This window comes from Pseudomonas sp. RL_5y_Pfl2_73 (genome assembly GCF_963970515.1).
Lineage (GTDB): Bacteria > Pseudomonadota > Gammaproteobacteria > Pseudomonadales > Pseudomonadaceae > Aquipseudomonas.
The window spans coordinates 1-23,005 of sequence record NZ_CAXAPD010000050.1 but is presented as its reverse complement, the minus strand read 5'-3'; the positions used below and the strand labels follow the sequence as shown (position 1 = coordinate 23,005).

Here is a 23,005-nt window from a genome sequence, read left to right as displayed (position 1 = left end):
GCTTGCGCAGGTAATGGGCCAGGCGGTTGGCCCGCTCGTTCAACGCGCGGTAACTCAGGCGTTGCCCGCCGCGAATCACCGCCACGGCATCCGGGGTACGCTGGACCTGTTCCTCGAACAACCCATGAATCGTCTGCTGCTGCGGATAGTCAGCCTCGGTGGCGTTGAAATCCCGCAACAACTGCCAACGCTCGTCTCCAGGCAGGATATCCAGCGCATTGACCGGCGACTGAGGCGCGAACTCCAGCGCCTCCACCAGACTCGCCAAAGCTGTCTCCATGTAGGTGCCGACCTGCCGGGCATCGACAGCGCCAGCCGTCTGTACGCTCAACAGAAAGCCTTCGCCCAGGTCGTCGACCGACAACATGCATGGATAGTTGGTCCGTTCCATGACCGCCAACACCTGTGCTCCCGCCCAACGCTCGATGCCGTCGATGTCCTGGAGCGGGCTGTGGCGGTAGTTGAGCAAGGCGCTGAACAGCGGCAACGAAGCCGGCACACCACTGCAGCGCTGGGCCAATGCCAGCGAGGCGTGTTCATGACCGAGCAAGGCGGTCAGTCGCTCATGGGTCGCCTTGACACCCGTGCGTACATCCTCGGCCCCCACCTTCACCCGCAGCGGCAAGGTATTGATGAACATGCCCAGCGCGCGGTCAGAGCCCTCGCCGCTCTGCATGCGGCCCAACAACACGGTGCCGAAGACCACGTCTTCGCGCCCGGACAAGCGTCCCAGCACCCGAGCCCACGCCAGGTGATGCAGGGCCGCCGGGCTCACGCCCAACTGGCGCGCCTGCTGGCGCAGGCGCAGGCTCAACGCGTTATCGAGGTTCAGCTTGGCCTCGTCGATGCCCCGGCCGTCGCCCTGTACTTCACGCAGCCCGAACGGCAGCGTCGGTTCCTCGACATCGCCGAGCATCTCGCGGAAAAAGTCTTCGTGTTGCGCGCGGCTGACACCCAGCAGAGTCTGCGCCACGTAATTGCGGTACGGCATGGCGGCGTCCAGGCGCTCGGCCTCACCGTTGAGGCACGCCAGCATTTCCGCCTGCATCACGTCCAGCGCCGTATGGTCCAGGGCAATGTGGTGGAACAGCAGGATCGCCACCCAGCGCTGCTGGGCACTGTCCCAGGCGCACGCCAGGCGCATCAGCGGCGCCTTACCCAAATCCAGGCGACAATGCCGAGGGTCGAAAAGCGCTTGTAGTTGCGTGGCGATGTCGCCTTGGATCGGGTCCAACAGCGGTTCTTCGAGCAGCAGCTCGGTACGGCGCTGGACCACTTGCAAGGGCTGGTCGAAGCCTTCCCAGAGCACCGCGGTCCGGAGGATGTCGTGCCGATCGATGACCGCCTGCAAAGCCTGGACGAACCCATCGAGCCGGGCACGGCTGTCCAGGGCAAACGTGGCTTGCAGCAAGTACGGGTCGCCCGCTTGCGCGGCAATGTGGTGGTAGAGAATCCCCTCTTGCAGCGGGGCCAACGGGTAGATGTCCTGCACATTGCCGACCCCACCAGGCACCGTGGCGACAATCCGGTCGATGGTGGGCTGGTCCAGCGACACCAGCGGCAGCATGGCCGGCGTGATCCGCTGGCAACCGGTGACGATGCCATTGGCCGGCACCACGATGTCAGCACGACCGCCCACCGCTGCGGCCAGGGCGGCCAGGGTTGGTTGACCGAACAACACGCGCACATCCGCGCTCACGCCGGCCTGGCGCATCCGCTCGATCAGTTTCACTGCCAGCAGCGAATGTCCGCCCAGCTCGAAGAAGTGGTCATGGCGCCCCACCCGCTCCACGCCGAGTACCTCGGTCCAGAGCCGGGCCAGCACAGTTTCCACCTCGCCCTGCGGTGCTTCATAGGCACGGCTGGCGAAGGCGTCCGCCTCGGGCGCCGGCAACGCCCGTCGCTCCAGTTTGCCGTTGGGCGACAGGGGCAGTTTTTCCAGGCGCACATAGGCCGCCGGGACCATGTAGTCCGGCAAGAGTGCTTGCAGATGCGCGCGCAGTGAATCGGCGTCGGGCCACAGGTCCGCGACCGCAGGCGTGAAGTACGCCACCAGGCGTTTGTCGCCAGGGCTGTCTTCACGGGCGATGACCGCCGCCTCTTTGATCCCGGCGTGCTGGCAAAGCCTGGCCTCGACTTCTCCCAGCTCGACACGGAAACCGCGGATCTTGATCTGATCGTCGTTGCGCCCCAGGTATTCAATGCAACCGTCGGGCTGGTAACGCCCCAGGTCACCGGTCTTGTACAGGCGCGCCTGGCCATCCATCGTGAACGGATCGCGAATGAAACGTTCGGCACTGAGGTCATCGCGGTTCAGGTAGCCACGGGCAACGCACACGCCGCCGATGTGGATTTCGCCCGCCACGCCGGCCGGAACCGGGCGTAGGTGTTCGTCCAGCAGATAAATGCGGGTGTTGGCCACCGGGTGCCCGATGGCCGGCAGCGTAGGCCAGGCGGCGACATCGTCCGGCAAGGTCAGCGCGGTGGCGACGTGGGATTCGGTCGGGCCGTAGTGGTTGTGCAGGCGGCAGCCGTCCAGGCGGGCAAAAAAATCACGGATCTGTGGCGTGATGCGCAGTTGCTCGCCCGCGGTGATGACGTCCTGCAGCGGGCACGCCAGCGGACCGTCCTCACCGTCGCCCACCACCGCTTCGGCCAACGCCTGCAGGGCGACACACGGCAGGTAGAGGCGCTCGATGCGCTGCTCGCGGATGTGTTGGAACAGACGGTGGAAATTCAATCGGACATCAGCATGGATCAACGACAGTTCGCCACCGGCGCACAGGGTGCTGAACATCTCCTGGAAGGCAACGTCAAAGCCCAGGGCCGCGAATTGCAAGGTGCGGACGGTCGCGCGGCCTTGCTGCTGGGCCTGTTCGATTTGCCACTGCATCAGGTTGACCAGGGCCCGGTGCGGCATGGCAACGCCCTTGGGCTGGCCGGTGGAACCCGAGGTATAGATGACATACGCCAGGCCGTCGGGGCTTAGGCTGCTCACGTGCGGATTGGTTTGCTGTTGGGCGCTGATACCCGCGGCATCGCGTGCCTCGGGATCGAGTAACAACACCGGCATGCTCGGCTGCGGGAAGCGGGCCTGCAATTCGCGCTGGGTCAGCAGCACCTTGGGCGCGCTGTCCTCCAGCATGTAGGCCAGGCGTTCACTCGGATAGGCCGGGTCCAGGGGCACATAAGCAGCACCAGCCTTGAGGATACCCAGCAGCCCCGCGACCATTTCCAGGCTGCGGTCCACGCAGATCGCCACACGATCATCGGCACCGATTCCCTGCTCGATCAGGCGATGGGCAATCTGGTTCGCCAGCCGATTCAGTTCACCGTAGCTCAGGCACGCGTCCTGATACGTCAGCGCGACAGCGTCTGGCCGGGCCTGGACCTGGGCTTCGAACAATTGATGGATCAGCAACCCCGCCGGGTAGGCCGTATCGAAGGCATTGAAGTCCTCGACCAACTGACGCCACTCATTGGAGGGAACAATATCCAGGTCATGCAGCGGTGAGTCGACAGCTTGATCGAGCGCATCGACCAGTGCTTCGAGCACCGTATTCATATAGGCGCAAACGCGCTGCGCGCCGACGCCGGCCACGGCTTGCACCGTCAGCCCGAACGACTCGCCCAGGTCGTCTATCGACAGCGACAGTGGGTAGTTGGTCCGCTCTTCGCCGCCGAGGATCTCGACCCCAGCCCAGGTTCGCGCCTGACCGGCGTCGTTGGGTGCCTGCGCAGCCACCGCGGTTTGCCGGTAGTTCAGCAACGCGCTGAACAGTGGCGTCGGCGCGGCGACCCCGCTGCAACGTTGCGCCAGGGACAACGGCGCATGCTCGTGACCAAGCAGCGCCGCCAGGCGCTCGTGGGTGGCCTTCAGCGCGGCCAGCACACCCTGCCCCCCTGCCTCGACGCGCAACGGCAGCGTGTTCACGAACATGCCCAAAGCGTGACCGTCGTCCTGGCCGCTGTGCAGGCGTCCCATCAAGACCGTCCCGAACACCACATCCTGGCGGCCGGACAAGCGCCCCACCACCTGGCCCCAGGCCAAATGGTGCAGGCTCGCCGTGCTGACTCCCAGGCGCCGTGCCTGGGCGCGCAGGCGCTGGGTCAAGTCGGCAGCCAGGGACAGCGAAGCCTCTTCGATACCGGTGCCGTCGCCCTGCACATCCTGCAAGCCGAACGGCAGCGTCGGCTCGTCCACGTCCCCGAGCATTTCGCTGAAGAACGCTTCATGTTGACCAGGATCGCTGCCCAAGCGCACCTGCGCCACATAGTTGCGATAAGGCACGGACCTGGGCAATTCACCCGCACGGTTTTCCAGGTGGGCCTCGATTTCCTTGCCCAGCATGCCCAGGGACGTGGCGTCATCGATCAAGTGATGGAACAGCAACACCGCGACCCAACTGCCGCTGACGAGGTCTTCGGCCACGTGGATGCGCATCATCGGTGCCTGGCGCAGGTCGAAGCGGGTATGGCGAGGATCGAAGCGGGCCCGCAGCTGCTCGGCGATGTCGCCATCGGCCGCATTCAAGGCGAGTTCTTCCACCATCAGCCGGGCCTGGCGCCAGACCACCTGGACCGGCTCGCCCAGGTCTTCCCACATCACTGACGTACGCAGGATGTCGTGCCGTTCGACCACCGCCTGCAAGGCCTGGACGAACGCATCCAACTGTTCGCGACTGCCCACGCGCAACAGCGCTTGCAGCAGATAGGGATCGCCCTGGGCGGTCGCCAGATGGTGATACAGGATGCCTTCCTGCAATGGCACCAGCGCGTAGATGTCCTGGACGTTGCTCACCCCACCCGGCACCGCCGCGACAATACGGTCGATTTCGTCCTGGGTCAGCGTTGCCAGTGGCAGCAGGTCTGGCGTGATGCGCTGGGCATCGTGGACAATGGCGTTGTCCGGTACGACAATGCCACCGCTGCTGCCCGTGGCGGCCGCCAGTGTCGCCAGGGTTGGCTGACCGAACAGCACCCGCACATCGGTGTCCAGATTGACTTGGCGCATGCGCTCGATCAGCTTGACCGCCAGCAGCGAGTGACCACCCAGTTCGAAGAACCGGTCATGGCGCCCTACCTGTTCGACGCCGAGCAGTTCAGTCCAGAGCCCGGCCAGGGTGATTTCCACGTCGCCTACCGGCGCTTCGAACACGCGATGGGCATACGCCTGTGCATCGGGCGCCGGCAGTGCCTTGCGATCGAGCTTGCCGTTGGTGGTCAGCGGGAACCGTTCAAGGACCACGAAGGCACTGGGCACCATGTAGTCCGTCAACGAACCCAGCAGGTTCGAACGCAGTTCGGCCGCCGACAGTTGTGCGCCTTCGCCGGCGATCAGATAGGCCACCAGGCGTTGATCGCCCGGCGTGTCTTCACGGCCGATGACCACCGCTTCGCGCACACCCTCGCACGCCGCAAGCTTCGTCTCGATCTCGCCAAGCTCGATACGGAAGCCACGGATTTTCACCTGTTCGTCGTTGCGACCCAGGTATTGCAGCTCACCGTTCTCCTGCCAGCGACCGAGATCGCCGGTGCGATACATCCGTGCCCCGGCAGTGCTGTCGAACGGATCGGCGATGAAGCGGGTGTCATTGAGTTCGGGCCTGTTCAGGTAACCCCGTGCCACCCCCGCGCCAGCGACATACAACTCGCCTGCCACGCCCACCGGCACGGGCTGGCCGTACGGGTCGAGCAGGTACAGGCGCAGATCAGGGATACGCTTGCCGATCGGACTGCCCCCGCCCCACTGCGCATCGGCGGCTTCAAGCGGACGGTACGTCACGTGCACCGTCGTTTCAGTGATGCCGTACATGTTGACCAATTGCGTCCCGGCATTGCTTGCACGGTCATACCACGGCTTGAGAATGCGAGTGTCCAGCGCTTCGCCACCAAAAATTACCTGACGCAGACTGTGGCGCAGCTCGCTTTCGCCCTGGGCCGCGATCAACTGGCGGAAGGCACTCGGCGTCTGATTCAAGACCGTGACCCCGGCCTCGCACACCAGTGCGTAGCAGTCTTGCGGGGAACGACTGACCAGTTGTGGCACCACCAGCAAGCGGCCGCCATGGGTCAACGCGCCCCAGATTTCCCAAACCGAGAAATCGAACGCGAAGGAATGGAACAGCGCCCATACATCCTGAGGGCCAAACTCGAACCACAGTTGGGTCGCCGAAAATAGCCGTGCGACGTTGCGATGCTCGACCATCACGCCCTTGGGCAACCCGGTGGAGCCCGAGGTGTAGATCACGTAGGCCAAGTGGTGCGACGTCAGCGCCGCGACGTCGGGGTTGTGCGACGGCTGTTCAGCGATCCCCGCGCTGGCGGGCTGATCGAGCCATAACGCCGGCGCAGACAGCGCCGGCAGTTGCACCTCCAGCGCCGACTGGGTGAGCAAGGCCGACGGGGTGCTGTCCTCGAGCATGAAGGCCAGGCGCTCCGGCGGATAGGCCGGGTCCAGCGGCACGTAACCGGCGCCGGACTTCAGGATACCCAACAGGCCGACGATCATGTCCAGGCCACGCTCGACACAAATCGCCACCCGGTCGTCCGGGCGAACACCCAGCGCCAGCAAGCGATGGGCGACTTGGTTGGCCCGGGCATTGAGCTCGCCGTAGGTCAATGCTTGGTCTTCATGCACCACTGCCACCGCATCGGGTTGCGCGGCCGCTTGCGCTTCGAACAGGCCATGGATCGTGCGGTCGTGCTCATAGTGCTGCCCGTCGTCGGCGTTCCAGGCCTGTAGCTGAAGGGCCTCGGCCGGCGTCGGCAGTACAAACTCGCAGATCGGCAATGCGTCATGACCCAAGCCTTGCTCCAGCACCTGCATGAAGCGCTCGGCCATCGCCTCGATTTCACCGTCCTGGAAAAAAGCTGCGTTGTAGATCCAGTGCAGCCAGGCGTTATCGTCGTGCGGGTTGCTGCGCACGTGAATGGCCAACGGCATTTGTTCGTGACCGTTCGAGCACTTGAACGAACGCGCCGGGGCTTGCCCGAACATGAACTGGTGATCGTCCAGCTCATAGGAGAACGATATGTCGAACAACTGCGCACGGTTGCCCTGCAGCAATTCCAGCGAACGGTTCATGTCGCTCAGGGGGAAGCGCTGGTGGCGATAGTCCTGCTTGAGGGTGCGCGCCACGTCGTGGACCAGCTCGCCGAATGACAGCTCGGCGCTGAAGCGCAACCGCACGGCACTCACCTGGGTGAACATCCCCATGGTTTTCTTGAAGGACGCGTTGGAGCGATTCAGGACCGGCAAACCGATCACCAGCTCTTCACGTTGGGTGGTGCGGGCAAAATAAACGTACAGCGCAGCCAGCAGCACAGCCGAGCGTGAGGACTGATGCACCTGCGCCAGGGCGTCGATCCGCTCGTTCAGCGACCGAGCGTAGGGCCATACGGCATGGCGGCTGGGGGCCATGCCATCAGGGTAGCGATCACGGTTGCGGGCCACGAACAAGGGCGGTGGCACTTCCTGGTATTTTTCCAGCCAGTACTGCCGTTCACGGGCAAACCGCGGGGAATCGCGATAGCGCGCATCGTCCTCGATGAACGCCACGTAGGACGGTGCTGCCACGTCTGGCGTCTGGTTGCTTTCCAGCGCGCTGTAGAGCTCGCCGAGTTCCTTGAACATCAAACCGATGCTCCAGCCGTCCAGGACGATGTGATGCACCTGGATGACGAAATAGAACGATGCGCCATTGAGCTTGAGCAGCGCCAGGCGGAACAGCGGCCCGCCATCCAGTGGAAACGCCATCGCCATCCGCTGCTCGACCCAGGCCTGTGCCGATGCCTGCGGGTCGGGCAGATCCGACAAATCATGCACAGGCACCTGCACCGCCAGCGTATCGGCCAGCATCTGCATCGGCACGCCACCTGCGTCGGCTTCACGGAGCAATACCGTGCGCAGGGCATCATGCTTTTGCACCAACAAGTCGATTGCCTGCTGGAACCGCTCGGCGTCAACCACACCCTCGATGTGCAGGTAACCTCCGATGTTGTAGAGGGGGGAGTCGCCCTGGACCATTTGCTCCAGCCAGATGTCTCGCTGGGCGGCCGTCAACGGGTAGGTTTGCGAAAACGACAGGGACTGGTTCATACCCGTCCCTCCGACACCTGAACACTCACCGACAATGAACTGACCTGCTGTTGCTCATGGCCCCGCTCGGCCGAACAGCCCGTTGCAACAACATCACCCACTACACGCGCAAAGAAAAATTTCATACGGTCCTTCTCAGAGATTTGTCAGTGCTGCCCGGGTTGAATGCAACAGGCACGCCTGGTGTTGATGCAAATCCGCGCAAGTAGCCGGCGCGGCGTGAGATCGGTCGAGCGTCGAACGATCGGAGCGTTCTTGCATGGCATCGCCACCCGGCGGGGATGCACGTCTGCCGGGTGGGTCAATGCCAAGCGTTGTTCACGGGTGTTCAGCAGTACTGTCGCGACAGCGCAAGCCGGACGATGAGGCCTGAATGGACATTCAGGCTCGTTTGTCGCGCAGGGCGCAGTTGATGTCGGAAACGATCTGGCCATCCGACAACTTGATGATGCGATCGGCCAGTTGGAAGTACTGGTCGTCATGGGTAATGATCAGCACCGTCTTGCCACGGCGCTTGAGGTCGGGCAGCAGTTCCTCGTAGAAGAACTTCTTGAACGGCGGATCCTGGTCCGCGGCCCACTCGTCCAGTACGTAGACCGAGCGGTCCTCCATGTAGGCGCACACCAGCGCCAGGCGTTTTTGCTGGCCATAGGACAAGGCCTTAAGGGTGGAATACCCCAGTCCTTCGATCTTGATCTTGTCGGCCAGCCCCAGGGTTTCCAGGTACTTGCGCGCCAGCGTCGGGCTGCCGTCCTCTTCGTCGGGGCCGATGAGGCGGTTGAACAGGTGGAAATCGGAAAACACCGCGGAGAACAGATCGCGATAGTCGTTGCGACTTTCCTCGGTGATGGCCTTGCCATCGAGCAAAACCTCGCCGCCCTGGGGAATGTAGAGCCCGCAGATGAGCTTGGCCAAGGTGCTTTTGCCACAACCGTTACCACCGACGATGTAGATCAACTCTCCAGTCTGTACCGTCAGGTCGATGGGGCCCAGGGAGAAACCGGTCTCGGCGTGCAGCTCCTGGTAATGCATGCGAACGGCCTTCAACTCGATCCGGTTCCACGACTTCTTGTGCTCCAGCAGATGGACCTTGGGCACATCGGTCTCGATAGGCTCCGGGTGCGAATCGTTGATCGAGAAACCGAACTCCGAAAGACGCGTACACGCCACCCGGCCCGCCGCCAGCAAGGGCATCGCCCCGACCAGCAACGACAACGGGCCCATGATGTACAGCACGGCCAGGACGCTGGCAGTCATGATTTTCGGATCGACGGCACCGACCAGGGGTGCGGCGAACAGCAAGCAACCGATCAGCAACGACAGCGTGAATTGCCCGACGTTGTCGGCGGCGGTGTACCACAGCCGCTCGACAAAGTTGTAGCGCGCCACACGGGTGGAAGACGCCTCGATGGCCGAGCGACCGAACCAACGGCGCCGCACGCCATTGAGCTTGAGCTCCTTGAGACCGAACACCAGGGCGTGGGTGTATTCATTGAACGCGGTGTATTCGTCCCGCACACGGGAGGTGTTCCTGACGCCACAGGAGAAGAAGAACAGATACAGCCCCACCCCCAGGATCATCAGTGAAACCGTCAAGGCCAGCACGACCCACGACAGGTAGGCCAGGTAGCCGATGCCGAACAGAAAGACCGTCGCCTCCACCAGGATCGTGGGCATGATGATCAGCGTCGTATTCAGTTGCGGGATGTCGTTGGTCAACATCGTCAGCACATTGGGCGGGCCACGCCGGTCCACCTCTTCCAGTGGCGTGGCGAGAATCTTGCGACACAGTGCAATGCGCAAGCGCGTCATGATCCGCATGCTGGCGTAGGCCGGGAACAAAGCTGCACCGTTGCGCAAGATCAGCGCCGTGGCACTGAGCCCGATGAACCAGTACAGCGCCTGCAGGCGCGAGCCGTCATTGTGGATAGCCTCGTTGATCACGCTCACCACCGCGATGGACGCCACCCCGCTGATGACACCGCAGATCAACGTAAAGAGCGTCAGCCAGGGATGGTTGCGCCACAACAGGCGCATGACCGAGCCCGGTCTGGGCTTCTTCTCTTTCTTCGCTTTCTGCTCTTTTTTCATGGGTTGCTATCCTCGAATGGAGTCGCTAAAGGGCTCACACCGGTCGCCATACATCGCCACGGGCGGTCATCTCGCCCATCGCCACCACGATGAGGCGTGGTTCCTCGTAAGGATCGCGAGCGTGGGCGGCCAACATGTTGTCGAGCATCACCACATCGCCCTTGCGCCAGGTGAACCTGACCGCACAGGCCTCATAGGCCTCGCCGAGCAACGCCATGACGTCGTCTTCTATCGGCGTTCCATCGCCATAACTGACCATGCGCGGCAATCGGTCGGCGCCGAACATATCGAGCAGATCCTCGCGCATTTCCTCGCCGAGACAGAACGGATGGTGCAGCTGTACCTGGTTGAAAAAAGCCCGCTCCCCGGTCACCGGGTGCTGGATAACCGCCGGGCAGAGGGTGCGTACTTGCAAGGTGTCAGCGTCGAGCCATTCGAAATCGGTGCCCTCTTCCCGGCAACGCTGCTCGACGACGGCGCGCTCGGTGGTGCCAAAGAATGACGCCCAGCTGGGCTCGACACCGGCGGTGAAGGTGCGGCTGTAGCGCAGGCCTTTTTGTTCGAGCCGGGCCACCACCTCCTCAGGCAGGCATTTCAGGACCTGGCGGATGTCAGCAAGCGGCGTCGCGCCGCCCACCCGGGACGGCTGCTCGCAATAGAACCATTGCTTGCGCGGCCAGCTTTCCAGGTGCGAGCTCTCGTTGTGATACAGGATCATCTCGCGCTCGGGATACGGCGTGGAGCGGTAGACGTTACGTCCGCCCTCCTTCTTCGGCAGGTCGCCGTAGCTGCCGTGCAACCCAGGCGACAAGGCTTCGGCGAACGCCTCGAAGGCTGGCACCGAGCCAAGGTCAAAACCGCGAAACAGCACCGCGCCGTGACGACACAGCAACGCCTCGATGGCCTGGCGATGGGTGTTGGCCCACAACGAAGGATCCAGCCCCGGCTCGATCGGCTCGATCACCACCGGCAAACTCAAGCCGTCGGCGAGTAACGACAGCCTGACCGATTCGCCGCCCCCGTGACCTGGCCAGACAAGCGAATCCGTCATCCCGTCAACGGGGATGGCGGGCGAAGCGTCAGTTTGAAGACTCATGAATAACTCCTGAACCACGGATCGTCGGATCCACGTCGCAGGGCCGGACCAATGCGCCCTACCATCGGGCAAGGATAAAAACATTGATCCGGGGGGATGTCTGGCACCGCAAACCGGGACAGAGGTTGTAATGGTGGTTACTTAGGTCGTTTCTGGATCTGCTGATCTTCAGTTTCAAGAGGTATGGTTTTTTTACGAGCGGATGGGGTGTATATCCGTTTTTTGCGTAACGGCGGCTTAGGGTTCCGCCAGCAGCCGTTACCGCAGCAACGGATATACACACCAAAACAGAGCCCACCACCGGCCATTGCACCGACGCATCGATGCACGTCGATCCGCATAAGGCTCGCTTGTCCCCATTTCCCGCGACAGACGCCGACACGAAGTCGGTGCTGAAATGCGCGAGCTGCGAATTGCACAGGTACCGCAAACGATGCCGTGGGTCGCAGTGACGTCTCAAGCACATTGGTTTGCGCAACACGCAAACAGGTTGTGCCTGGCATTTAACAGGAGCGTTAGTCATGCCGATTAAGAACACTGGCGGTTCGGTCAACCCCGCGCCAGCCCCCCTCACGCCCGGTGCATTCCTGCATGAAACATTCCTCGCCCGGGCCCGTGAATTCCCTGAGCGAACCGCGGTGTCCGACGCGTCTCGCTCATTGAGCTACGCACAACTCGACACGGCTTCGTCACAGCTGGCGGCCAGGCTTCGCCAGGAAGGCGTCCAGGACGGCATGCTGGTGGGAATGTGCCTGCCACGTGGCGTCGATCTGGTCATCAGCCTGCTGGGCATCCTCAAGGCCGGTGGCGCTTACGTTCCAGTCGATCCGCAGTACCCTGGCAAACGTGTCGAACACATCGTGCGCGACAGCGGCCTGAGCCTGATGATCGGTGAACTCGCCGATCTGCCGCAGAGCGCGTCCGTGCGCGTCCTGTCCCTGGCCGAGTTGCTGGCCGGTCCGACCCTGCAACCGCTGCCCACCATCGACCGACGCAACCCCGACGACGCCCCGGCCTATGTCATCTACACCTCCGGCTCCACCGGTGAGCCCAAGGGCGTATTGGTGGCGCACGGTAACGTCAGCCGCCTGCTGGACAGTACCCAACGTTCGTTCGCCTTCACCGAAAACGACGTCTGGTCGATGTTCCATTCCATCGGTTTCGATTTTTCGGTATGGGAAATCTGGGGCGCCCTCGCCCACGGTGGCCATGTCGCTGTGGTGCCCTACGACGTGTCGCGCTCGCCAAGTGGCACGCGTCAATGGCTAGCCGACCAGGGCGTGACCGTCCTGAGCCAGACGCCATCGGCGTTCCGCGGCCTGGATGAGGCTGACCGCTCTGCCACTGCACCCCTGGCGCTGCGCTATGTAGTGTTCGGTGGCGAGGCGCTGCCAGCCACCGTGCTGCGACCGTGGGTTGAGCGGCATGGCGATCAGAAGCCTGCCTTGATCAACATGTACGGCATCACCGAAGCCACCGTCCACACCACCTTCAAACGGGTACGTGGCCAGGACCTGGAAAGCGCCGCTATGGTGTCCATCGGCGCGCCACTGGATGGCTGGCGCCTGCACCTGCTCGACGCCGATCAGCAACCGGTGCCTCAAGGCAACGCCGGTGAGCTCTACATCGAAGGCGCCGGTGTGGCCCTGGGCTACCTGAATCGTCCCGCCCTGAACGCCGGGCGCTTCGTCCAGTTGCCGGACACCCCGAGCCGTGCCTATCGCACCGGCGACCTGCTGGTGCTGGGAGACGACGGCGAGTATCGCTATGCCGGTCGTTGCGATGAACAGCTGAAGATCCGCGGGTTCCGCATCGAGCCAGGCGAAGTCGAGGCCTGCCTGCAAGCCAGCCCCGCCGTAGCCGCCGCCCACGTGGCCGGTCACGATTACGGCGATGGCGACTGGCGCCTGGTCACCTATGTGGTGCCAACCCATGGCGTGACCGCCTGGACCGAACAGGTGCGCAGCGAAGTCGCCGCACAGGTGGCCACGACCCTGCCGGACTACATGCGCCCCTCGGCCTACATCCCACTGGCCGCGTTGCCGGTCACCGACCACGGCAAGATCGACAAAGGCCGCCTGCCCTCGCCCGATTCCGTGCCGGCGACCGCGCTCCACACCAGTGAACCGGGCCTCACCGAACAGGAGCAGTTCGTGCTCAAGGTCTGGTCGGACGACATCGGCCTGAAGAACATCGGCCTGAACGATGACTTCTTCGATTTCGGCGGCACCTCCCTGGCCCTGATCCGCTCGTTGAGCACGCTAAAGGCCCATTACCGGGTCAACCTCGACCCAGGCGTGTTGGCCGATGGCGCGACCGCCAAAGTGTTGGCCGGCTGTATCCAGCGCTCCCTTGTTCAAGCCCATTGATCGAAAAGGAAAAGCCCATGAGCAAAAAATTCGCCTTGACCCCGCAAGAGCGTGCGTCCTTTGAAAAGAACGGTTTCATCGGACCGTTCGACGCCTATTCGCCAGAAGAAATGAAAGAGACCTGGAAACGCACCCGCCTGCGTCTGCTCGACCGCAGTGCCGCGGCATACCAGGACCTGGATGCGATCTCCGGCGGTACCAACATTGCCAACTACGATCGCCACCTGGACGACGATTTTCTCGCCAGTCACATCTGCCGCCCGCAAATCTGCGACCGCGTCGAAAGCATCCTCGGCCCGGACGTGCTGTGCTGGCGCACCGAGTTTTTCCCTAAATACCCGGGCGACGAAGGCACCGACTGGCACCAGGCCGACACCTTCGCCAATGCCTCGGGCAAGCCGCAGATCCTGTGGCCGGAAAACGAAGACTTCGGCGGCACCATCACCGTCTGGACCGCCTTCACCGACGCCAACATCGCCAACGGTTGCCTGCAATTCATTCCCGGCACCCAGAACAGCATGAACTACGACGAAACCAAGCGCATGGCCTACGACCCCGATGCCAACAACAGCTCGGTGGTCAAGGATGGCGTGCGACGCGGTTTCTTCGGCTACGACTATCGCCAGTTGCAGATCGACGAAAACTGGAAGCCTGATGAAGCCTCCGCCATGCCCATGCAGATGAAAGCCGGCCAGTTCATCATTTTCTGGTCGACCCTGATGCACGCTTCCTATCCCCACAGCGGTGAGTCCCAGGACATGCGCATGGGCTTCGCCTCGCGCTATGTGCCGTCGTTCGTGAAGATATATCCGGACTCCGACCACATCGAGGAATACGGTGGACGTATCAGCCTTGAGAAGTACGGCGCGGTGCAGGTCATCGGCGAGACGACGCCTGAATACAATCGCCTTGTCACCCACACCACACGAGGCAAAAAGTTCGAAGCCGTCTGACTTTTTCAATGCCACATGACAGTTGGCGTGCGCAACGTGCCTGACAGGAGTCCCCAATCCATGACTATTTCCACCGACGCAGCGACGCGCCTGTGTGAGACCGTGAGGATGCTTAGGCACCTTGCCATCCATTTGCCCGATCCCATCTGCCTGAGCTTTCTGGCCCAGGGCAGTGACGCGGCACCCGACCATGCTTCCTCCAGCGTGAGAGCCACGGAACGCGCGGTCAACACCGCGTTCGCCAGGATCGGCGTCAAAGCCGTGCAGTACGTGCATGACGGTGAGGCGCAACTGTCGTCTTTCGAAATGTTCATCAGTAAGAAAATCTGCCAGGCCCTCGAGTTTGCCTATGACCACTTCGACGACGTCGACAGTGCCAAGGATTTCGGGCGCCTGGTCAGGCATTTCGATTTCAGCGGTGCAGTGCCCGAGGTCGAGACACTGCACCTGATCACCCGCGACAACGTGGCGCTGTCAGTCCATGCCAACACCGATCGAAATCGCCCGGCCATCGTCCTCGCCCTGCCCTGCGGCATGCCGTTCGACCTGTGCCGCGACTGGTTCAATGCGCTGAGCGAAAGGTTCTTCGTGGTCACCTGGGAAACCCGCGGGCTGTTCGGCTCCTGCACCTCGTTCGACCAGTTATCCGTGGACACCGACGCCCAGGTGGGCGACTTGATCAATGTGATGAACCACTATGGCCTGGAAAACGCGCACCTGATGGGTATCTGCGGTGGCGCGGTGATCGCTCTCAGCGCCGCGGCCACCCACACCGACCGGGTCAACTCCCTGAGCCTGTGGCACGGCGACTACAACTTGGGGGACGACAGCCTGCGCACTGCCCACCAGCAGAATTTCGAATGGCTGATGGAGTCGGCCGCCGTGGATCGCAACGAGGCCAGCGACCTGCAGGCGTTGTTCCTGGATCAGGCCACCCTGGCGACCATTCCGGACTCCATCGCCCATGCGGCGCTCTATCCCTACGTCAACGAAGAGTTGTTCTATCGTTATGCGCGACTCAACGATGCGCTGAACAAGACTGATTTGAAGTCGCGGCTGGAACAGATCACGGTGCCCACCCTGGTCGTCGCCGGCGACTGCGATGAAACCACCCACCTGGGTGGTTCCAAGCACATTGCCGAGGCCATCAGCGATGCCCTGCTGCATGTGGAGCGCAATGGCAGCCACCTGGCGTTCTTCGAGTCGACCCAGGTTTCGAAGCAGACGGCTTTTCGTTTTCTGGAGTCGGCGCTTGAGTCGACGGTGAGATTGGGTTACCCGGCCTGAAGGTGTGAATATCCGTTTCTTCGGTAACGGCCACTTAGGGTTCCGCCCTGACGGCGGGTCGCCTTTGAAGAGCCGGAATGCCGGCCCAGGCGAAAGTAACCAAAACGCTTCTGCCCCACCACTCGGTGCCTCGCTAGGGCTCGGCATGCCCTCACTCCGGCATTGCTCCGTGGGAGCAAAGCTTGCTCGCGATAGCGGTGGCCCAGTCAATGAAGATGTTGAATGTGCCGGCCTCTTCGCGAGCAGGCTCGCTCCCACAAGGGAACCGGCCACATATGAATTTTGTGTCTGCTGAAACTCCAGTGTGGGAGCGAGCTTGCTCGCGATAGCGGTGGCCCAGTCAATGAAGATGTTGAATGTGTCGGCCCCTTCGCGAGCAAGCTCGCTCCCACAGGGGAACTGGGTGCACATAAGTTTTGTGGCTGCTGAAAATCCAGTGTGGGAGCGAGCTTGCTCGCGATAGCCGTGGCTCAGTTGATGAAGATGCTGGATGTGCCGGCCTCTTCGCGAGCAGGCCCGCTCCCACAATGGGTTAGCGGCGCCCCCAATCTCTCGGTCGCCACCATTCCCTGGGAACAGCGGCACATCAAGCCACCATATGCTTCTCACGATGAAACTCAAGATACAACACCGTACGGTGAGCCCTGGACGCATTGACCGCAAAGTGGTCCAGGGACCCATCGAAAATCACCAGATTGCCATTGGTGCTCTGGTTAAAGCTGCCATTGACATTGAGGTAGGCATAGTTCTGCGTGGTAGGAGCATCGATGGTCAGTTGCATGTGCAGCAAACCTTCTTCCCAAGTGCCGGTATGAGAATGAGTACCGAGAAACACGTTCGGCTCCATACGCAACAAGGCGCAAAGTTTGATACCTGGAATCTTGCTCAGCAGCTCGATAGTCCCGGGCATGGCGTCGCGGGCGTAGGGGATCGGGGTGTCGTAGGCCACCAGGCCGTATTGGGTCCACTCCGGCATGATATCCATGTCGTCTCCCCATCCCCAGAGCCAGCCATACTCTCCACCAGCCGCCATGTGGGCGTCGATCTCTTCGACAATCTCGGCGATCTGCTTGCCCACGCGGTTGATCGTCAGGGTGGGCGCGTTGAGGGCCAGAAACTCCTCACGGATCACTTCCCAGTTATCAGCCAGATTCTTCAGTTGCGGAAAACGGCTGGGATCATAAAACGCCGGACGCATAGGTACTCCTTTTATTGAGGTTGTCGATTCCGCTGGCGATGCCAGATGGTCCTGTCCGCCGGGTGCTTGAGGGCGTAGCAGGAAAGCCCGGCAAGGGTGACCCACCGGGCGTGGCCTGTCTGTCACGGGAATCAGGTACACCGAGCCCGACCGACATTAGAGGGGCTCGGCCTGGGGGGGTTCGGTCATTCGCGGGGCGGCCATCGGCGTCGGAGGCTCGTCCAGTCGACGCATCGGCCCATAGAGCAAGACGCTCAATGGCAGCAGCACGAATAACCCACCGGCCACCACAAACAGCAACCCCACACCACGCCCCGGCCCCACGCCCAGCCAACGTCCGATCGAATCGGCGTAAAGGCCGCCGGGTACCAAGGCGGGCTGGAACCAGTGGTCCACCAGGAAGCCGCCGACAATCACCGCCAGGCTGGTGCTGGCGATGGTCAACATGCTGATCAGCGCAAACACACTGGCACGGCTGCCGGCGGGGATCCTGCGCATCCACAACGCATTCACGCTGGCGTCGGCGATGCTCGCCATGGTGATCGCAACAAAGGCCAGCGCGCAGTAGGCGACGGCTTGCGAGACCAGCCCCAAGGCAACGACACAGGCCGCCAGCAACAGATCGGCCACCGCCACCAGCGCCATCAGCCGGCGTGGATTGCCCATCGAAATCAGCAGCCCCGCGCCAGCCAAACCACCCAGGGCCGCCCAGGTGTAGGCCATCCCCAAGACCTGACTGCCCAGGGTCGACAGCAGCAACGGCGTCATCATCAGGGTCGCCAGTGACAACAGCGCCGTGCGCATCATGGTGTAGACCAGCAGCCCGGCCATCAGCCGCTCGGCGACAAAGAACTTCAGCGCCGCGGCGACATTCCCCAGCGCGCCACCAAACACCGTGCCTTTGGGCGCACCGTCCTGGCGCCCTGGCGTCCCTCGTACATGCGAGAACGCCTTGATCACCAGCAAGGTGCCGGAGCAGAAGGTGATCAGGTCCACCGCCAGGATCGTCACCAGCCCGGCGCTGGCCATGATCGCCCCCGCCAACAACGGCGCCACCAGGGCCGAAGCGTTCTTGCTGATGCTGATCAACCCCGAGGCTCGGGTGAACTTGTCGGGCGCGACGATCGTACTGACCGCAGCCTGATAGGCCGGTTTGCGAAAGGCACTGACAATCGACGCCAGGCAATTGAAAATGTACAGGTGCAGCGGCTCCAGGCTTTCGAACCAGAGCAGCGCCATGACCCCCAGGAGCAACACCGCCAGGGTCACATCGCAACAGACAATGATCACCCGGTGGCTGATCCTGTCCGCCAGGCCGCCCGCTAAAGGCAAGAACAGCACCGCCGGCAGTGTTGCCGCCAGTACCACGTTGGCAAAGGCCACCGCCGAACCGGTCTGGTTGTACACCCAGACGCCCAGGGCGAATTCCATCAGCGCCGTGCCCACCACCGCCAGCGACTCGCCGCACCAAAGCAAATAGAATCCGCGCCCCAGGTCAAAACCCCGGCGGCCGCTCCCCACGCTCATGGGCGCACATCGCGAGGCGTGACAACACCAATCAACTTGTCCAGCAACCGATAGGCCAGGGAATAGAGCACCGCGCCAAACACCAACGGTGCAAAACGGGAAAACAGATAGGCCCGCAACACCCGCCTGGCGATGGGCGAGCTGATATTGCCACTGACATGCAGGGGCGTCGGGAACGTCGCCGCGACGGTGGCGCCGAACTCATCGTCCATCGATTGCACCGCGTGCCACCAGTAGACCGGGATGTACAACGCATCCCCCGGTTCCACCACCGTACGCAGCGCCCGCAGCCCGCGAGTGCCCGGAAAGCGCCCGGTGTCGATGTCGTACAGGTAGCCCGCCTCCTCGATCACCGGGCGCAAGGCCCGCCAACTGGCTTCGTCCGGCGGTAACAACAACACCTCCTTGGCACCGACGACCTGGGCCATGAAGGTTTCGTCGACGACATGGAAGTGCCAATCAGTATAGGAGTTGCGGTACAGGAAACTGCGATGGGGCGGATAGTGCCGGGACTTGCCCAACTGCGGCATGAACGGCAGCCCACCCACGTCCTCTTTCATCTGCTCGATGGCCGAGCCTTCCGAGAACCGGCAGCTGTCGGCCACCAGCGGCGTATCACCTACGCTCAAGTCGTCAAGAAACTGGTGAAACGGCACTTCCCGATAGACCGTGTTGGCATACTCGGTCAGCTCGGCCTTGACCTGGGGATTGGACCAGCCGATGACCTCGGAAACGATCTGCGAGCGCACCACCACCGCACTGTTGCGCGAGTGCGCCTTGAGGTAGTCCAGGCGTTGCCATTTGTGAAAAGCCGGCCAATGCCGCACCGCATTCTTGACCAGGCAGGGACGGTTGCGATTGACATAGCGGCGAGTGAACTCCTCTTTGGAAATCGCCAGCGCATCGATCACCTCGACCGCGCCTGCCTGTGGGTGATTGGGAAAGCGGGACAAGCTCCAGAACTTCGTCGCTGGGCGGTCCGGTTCGGCGGTTAATGGCATTTTCGACCCTCGCAAGCACACTCAGGGCCGTTGGTATAACAGACTCGCGCGACCGCGCCCAAGCGCCGCAAAGCCCCGTTCCGCGCTGTTGTCCCTGCTTCCCATGACAGACATCCCAAGGCGGATGCTCTAATTTTTTCTCACTTTGTGAAGGGATGTCAGGTGCAGCCGAACGGCAGGACAGGACCTTCGACGGCTCGCAACGCAGCCCTCGTCACCCCGTCGCCCCAACGCTTTGCGCCGCCCCCGATGTCCTTCTCCACGGCTATTGATTCCGCCGACTGGCAGTCGTCCAGGCCTTCATCACTGCCATTCGAACGGAGAAAAGCCTCAATTGATTCTGCAAGCAGGTGCTCCGAAATGGATTCGTCGACCGATATGTTGCCTACCCAAGACTCCGCGTCCCACGAGCTGGCCTCCGTCCAGCAGGGTATCTGGCTGGATCAGCTCGCACACCCGGACCTGCCCTACTACAACATCGGCATGTCCCTGGAGATCAAGGGCCAGATCAACATTGCATTGTTCGAGAAAGCCATCGAACTGGTCGCCAACCGGCACGACACCCTGCGCCTGAGCTTCAGCCATGAAGGCGGCACTGGTCGCCAGCGAGTCCTGCCCGAGGTCAAGGTGAACCTGGAGGTGGTGGAGTTCTCCGAGGCCGAGGCCGACGCCGGCCTGGCCACCGAGTACCTGCGTAACGCCTTTCGCCAACCCTTTGAGTCATTGACTGGCCGACTCTGGGACGCACGCATGGTCCGTTGCGGCCCGAACCGCCATTACTGGCTCGCCCGTTACCACCACCTGGTCACCGACGGCATTGGCGTGGCCCTGATCGGCCATGCCGTGGGTTCAGCCTACAACGGGTTGCTGGCCGGCAACGATGAAGTCGCCCCAGGGCATTCCTACCTGTCGTTTCTGGAAGATGACCGGGCTTACCTGGCCTCATCCCGCTATGAGCGCGACCGCCAGTTCTGGCAGGACACCTACGCACAGATGCCACCATCGCTGCTGCAGCGCCGGGCCGATTTCAAGACCGGCCAGGCCAACGAACTGGCGCCCAGTGCCCAGGTCCAGGCGATGCTGCCCCGGGCGCTGTACAACGCATTGACGCAATTTGCCAGCGAACGCAGCCTCTCGGTCGCCCATGTGCTGATCAGCGTGGTGGCCACCTATTTCTGCCGCACCGTGGGCGTCGATGAACTCGTCATCGGCATGCCCGTACACAACCGGACCACGGCCCGCGCGAAAGAAACCGCGGGCATGTTTTCCTCCGTCAGTCCGATTCGCCTTCCCGTCGACTTCGACGCCTCGCTGTTGGATCTGATGCATGCCGCCGGCGGGCAACTGCGCCGCTGCTACCGTCACCAGCGCTTCCCCATCGCCGAGCTCAATCGCACCCTGCGCCTGGCACAGACCGGGCGTCGACAGCTGTTTGATGTGTCACTGTCGTTCGAAAGCCTCAACGGCGACGATCAGTTCGGCGGCACTTCGTCCACGGTCATCACCATGGACAACGGCTATGAGCAGACGCCCATGGCGATCTTCGTGCGCGATTACCATCCGTTCGAAGACGTCCACCTGGATTTCAACTTCAACACCGCCTACTTCAGCCTGGAAGAGGCCCGGCACCTGCAACAACGCATCGTCTCGATGCTCGAGGCGGTGCTGGAGCAGCATGAAACGCCCGTGGGGCAATACCCGCTCATGGGCCAGGCCGAGCGACAACGCCAAGTCGAATTCAACGCCACAGCCCGCGACTATCCGCAGGAAGTGTTGATCCACCAATTGTTCGAACAGCAAGCCCAACAGCGTCCGCACGCCTGTGCCGTACGCGACGACGCCGGGCCGTTGCTCAGCTATGCGCAACTCAACCACCAGGCCAATCAGCTGGCCCATCGCCTGATCGAGCTGGGCGTAAAACCGGATGACCGAGTGGCCATAAGCCTGAGGCGTGGACCGGAAATGGTCGTCGCCCTGCTGGGGACGCTCAAGGCCGGGGCCGCCTACGTCCCCATCGACCCGGACCTGCCAAGCGCACGCCAAGCGTTCATGCTCGACGACAGCAGCCCTCGGGCGGTGCTGACCAGCCAGGCGCTGCAAAACCTGCTGCCACCGTCGAGTGCCCCGCTGCTGGCCCTCGATGATCACGCCCAACTGGCCGCGCACCCTGAACACAACCCGGACCCGCAAACCCTCGGCCTGACACCCACTCACCTGGCCTATGTGCTCTACACCTCCGGCTCCACCGGCACCCCGAAGGGGGTGATGAACGAACACCTCGGCGTGGTCAACCGCTTGTTGTGGGCCCGCGACGAATACGGCGTCGATGCCAACGATCGAGTGCTGCAAAAGACCCCGTTCGGTTTCGACGTGTCAGTCTGGGAGTTTTTCCTGCCGCTGCTGGCCGGCGCCGAGCTGGTCATGGCGCGCCCGGGTGGCCATCAGGAACCGGACTACCTGGCCCGATTGATTCGCCAGGCCGGCATCACGATGTTGCACTTCGTGCCGTCGATGCTCGATCTGTTCCTCGAACATCATGACGGACAAACCTTCCCTGATCTGCAGCGTGTGTTGTGCAGTGGCGAAGCCTTGCCCCGCAGCCTGCAACGGCGTTTCGAACAGCAGTTGCCAGGGATTGAGCTGCACAACCTCTATGGTCCGACCGAAGCGGCCATCGACGTGACGGCCTGGCAATGCCGCGCCAGTGACCCTGGCGAAAGCGTGCCCATCGGCCGACCGATCGCCAATATCCAGATGCACGTGCTCGATGGCCGTGGCGCACCACAACCGCTGGGCGTCGCCGGGGAGATCCACATTGGTGGTATCGGCGTGGCCAGGGGTTACCTGAACCAACCGCAATTGAGCGCCGAGCGTTTCGTGGCCGATCCGTTCAGCACCGCGCCGAACGCGCGCCTGTACAAGACCGGCGACCTCGGCCGCTGGCTCGCCAACGGTGCCCTGGAGTATTTGGGCCGCAATGACTTCCAGGTGAAGATCCGTGGTTTGCGCATCGAGATCGGCGAAGTCGAAGCGGCCCTGGCGTTGTGCCCAGGTGTGCGTGAAGTGGTGGTCATTGCCCGGGAGGACCATCCGGGGCAGCCGGACAGCAAGCGCCTGGTCGCCTATGTCTGCGGCAAACCGATTCCGGCCGAACAACTGCGCAGCACTTTGCTCAAGCACTTGCCTGAGTACATGGTACCCAGTGCCTTCGTCCACCTCGATGCCCTGCCCCTGACCGCCAACGGCAAGCTTGATCGTCGCGCCCTGCCGGCCCCCGGCCTGGAGTCCCTGGCCAGCAAAACCTACGAGGCGCCCCAGGGCGACACTGAAATCGCCCTCGCTGAAATCTGGAAAGACCTGCTGCAACTGGCTCAGGTCGGCC

10 protein-coding genes are annotated in these 23,005 nt (G+C 62.7%); 4 read left to right on the top strand and 6 right to left on the bottom strand.

The genetic code is table 11. The features are described from left to right. From AACY42_RS27310 to AACY42_RS27300, 3 genes are all read right to left on the bottom strand, one after another. The coding region (locus AACY42_RS27310) for an amino acid adenylation domain-containing protein (protein WP_339483585.1) at positions 1–8,101 on the bottom strand (8,101 nt) is incomplete at its 3' end. A gap of 381 nt (positions 8,102–8,482) precedes the next feature. After that, positions 8,483–10,192 (bottom strand): cyclic peptide export ABC transporter, encoded by a 1,710-nt coding sequence (locus tag AACY42_RS27305; RefSeq protein ID WP_339483584.1) that lies wholly within the window; start codon positions 10,190–10,192, stop codon positions 8,483–8,485. A 34-nt stretch (positions 10,193–10,226) separates the two neighbouring features. Next, entirely contained in the window at positions 10,227–11,288 is a 1,062-nt protein-coding gene (locus tag AACY42_RS27300; RefSeq protein WP_339483582.1) for a TauD/TfdA family dioxygenase, read from the bottom strand. A 521-nt stretch (positions 11,289–11,809) separates the two neighbouring features. Here AACY42_RS27300 and syrB1 point away from each other — a divergent pair. Genes syrB1 through AACY42_RS27285 form a run of 3 tightly spaced genes read left to right on the top strand, consistent with a single transcriptional unit; the run spans position 11,810 to position 15,897 of the window. Next, a complete protein-coding gene (gene syrB1, locus AACY42_RS27295; protein ID WP_339483580.1) occupies positions 11,810–13,657 on the top strand; it encodes a syringomycin E biosynthesis L-threonine--[L-threonyl-carrier protein] ligase SyrB1 in 1,848 nt (615 codons plus the stop codon). Positions 13,658–13,674: 17 nt separating this feature from the next. Then, complete coding sequence (gene syrB2, locus AACY42_RS27290; protein WP_339483578.1) at positions 13,675–14,610, top strand: syringomycin E biosynthesis L-threonyl-[L-threonyl-carrier protein] 4-chlorinase SyrB2; 936 nt, start codon at positions 13,675–13,677, stop codon at positions 14,608–14,610. A gap of 60 nt (positions 14,611–14,670) precedes the next feature. Then, on the top strand, positions 14,671–15,897 hold the full coding sequence (locus AACY42_RS27285) for an alpha/beta fold hydrolase (RefSeq protein WP_339483576.1): 1,227 nt from the start codon (positions 14,671–14,673) through the stop codon (positions 15,895–15,897). A 586-nt stretch (positions 15,898–16,483) separates the two neighbouring features. Here AACY42_RS27285 and AACY42_RS27280 read toward each other — a convergent pair. From AACY42_RS27280 to AACY42_RS27270, 3 genes are all read right to left on the bottom strand, one after another. Further along, on the bottom strand, positions 16,484–17,095 hold the full coding sequence (locus tag AACY42_RS27280; protein ID WP_339483574.1) for an aspartyl/asparaginyl beta-hydroxylase domain-containing protein: 612 nt from the start codon (positions 17,093–17,095) through the stop codon (positions 16,484–16,486). A 156-nt stretch (positions 17,096–17,251) separates the two neighbouring features. Beyond that, positions 17,252–18,622, bottom strand: a complete 1,371-nt coding sequence (locus AACY42_RS27275) for an MFS transporter (protein ID WP_339483573.1) — start codon at positions 18,620–18,622, stop codon at positions 17,252–17,254. After that, positions 18,619–19,623: a cupin-like domain-containing protein gene (locus AACY42_RS27270; RefSeq protein WP_339483572.1), complete on the bottom strand. Its 1,005-nt coding sequence runs from the start codon at positions 19,621–19,623 to the stop codon at positions 18,619–18,621. The genes AACY42_RS27275 and AACY42_RS27270 overlap by 4 nt, the downstream gene beginning before the upstream one ends. Positions 19,624–19,983: 360 nt before the next feature. On the opposite strand from AACY42_RS27270, the gene AACY42_RS27265 reads away from it, so the two are divergent. After that, a partial coding sequence (locus AACY42_RS27265) for a non-ribosomal peptide synthetase (protein WP_339483571.1) occupies positions 19,984–23,005 on the top strand: 3,022 nt, incomplete at its 3' end.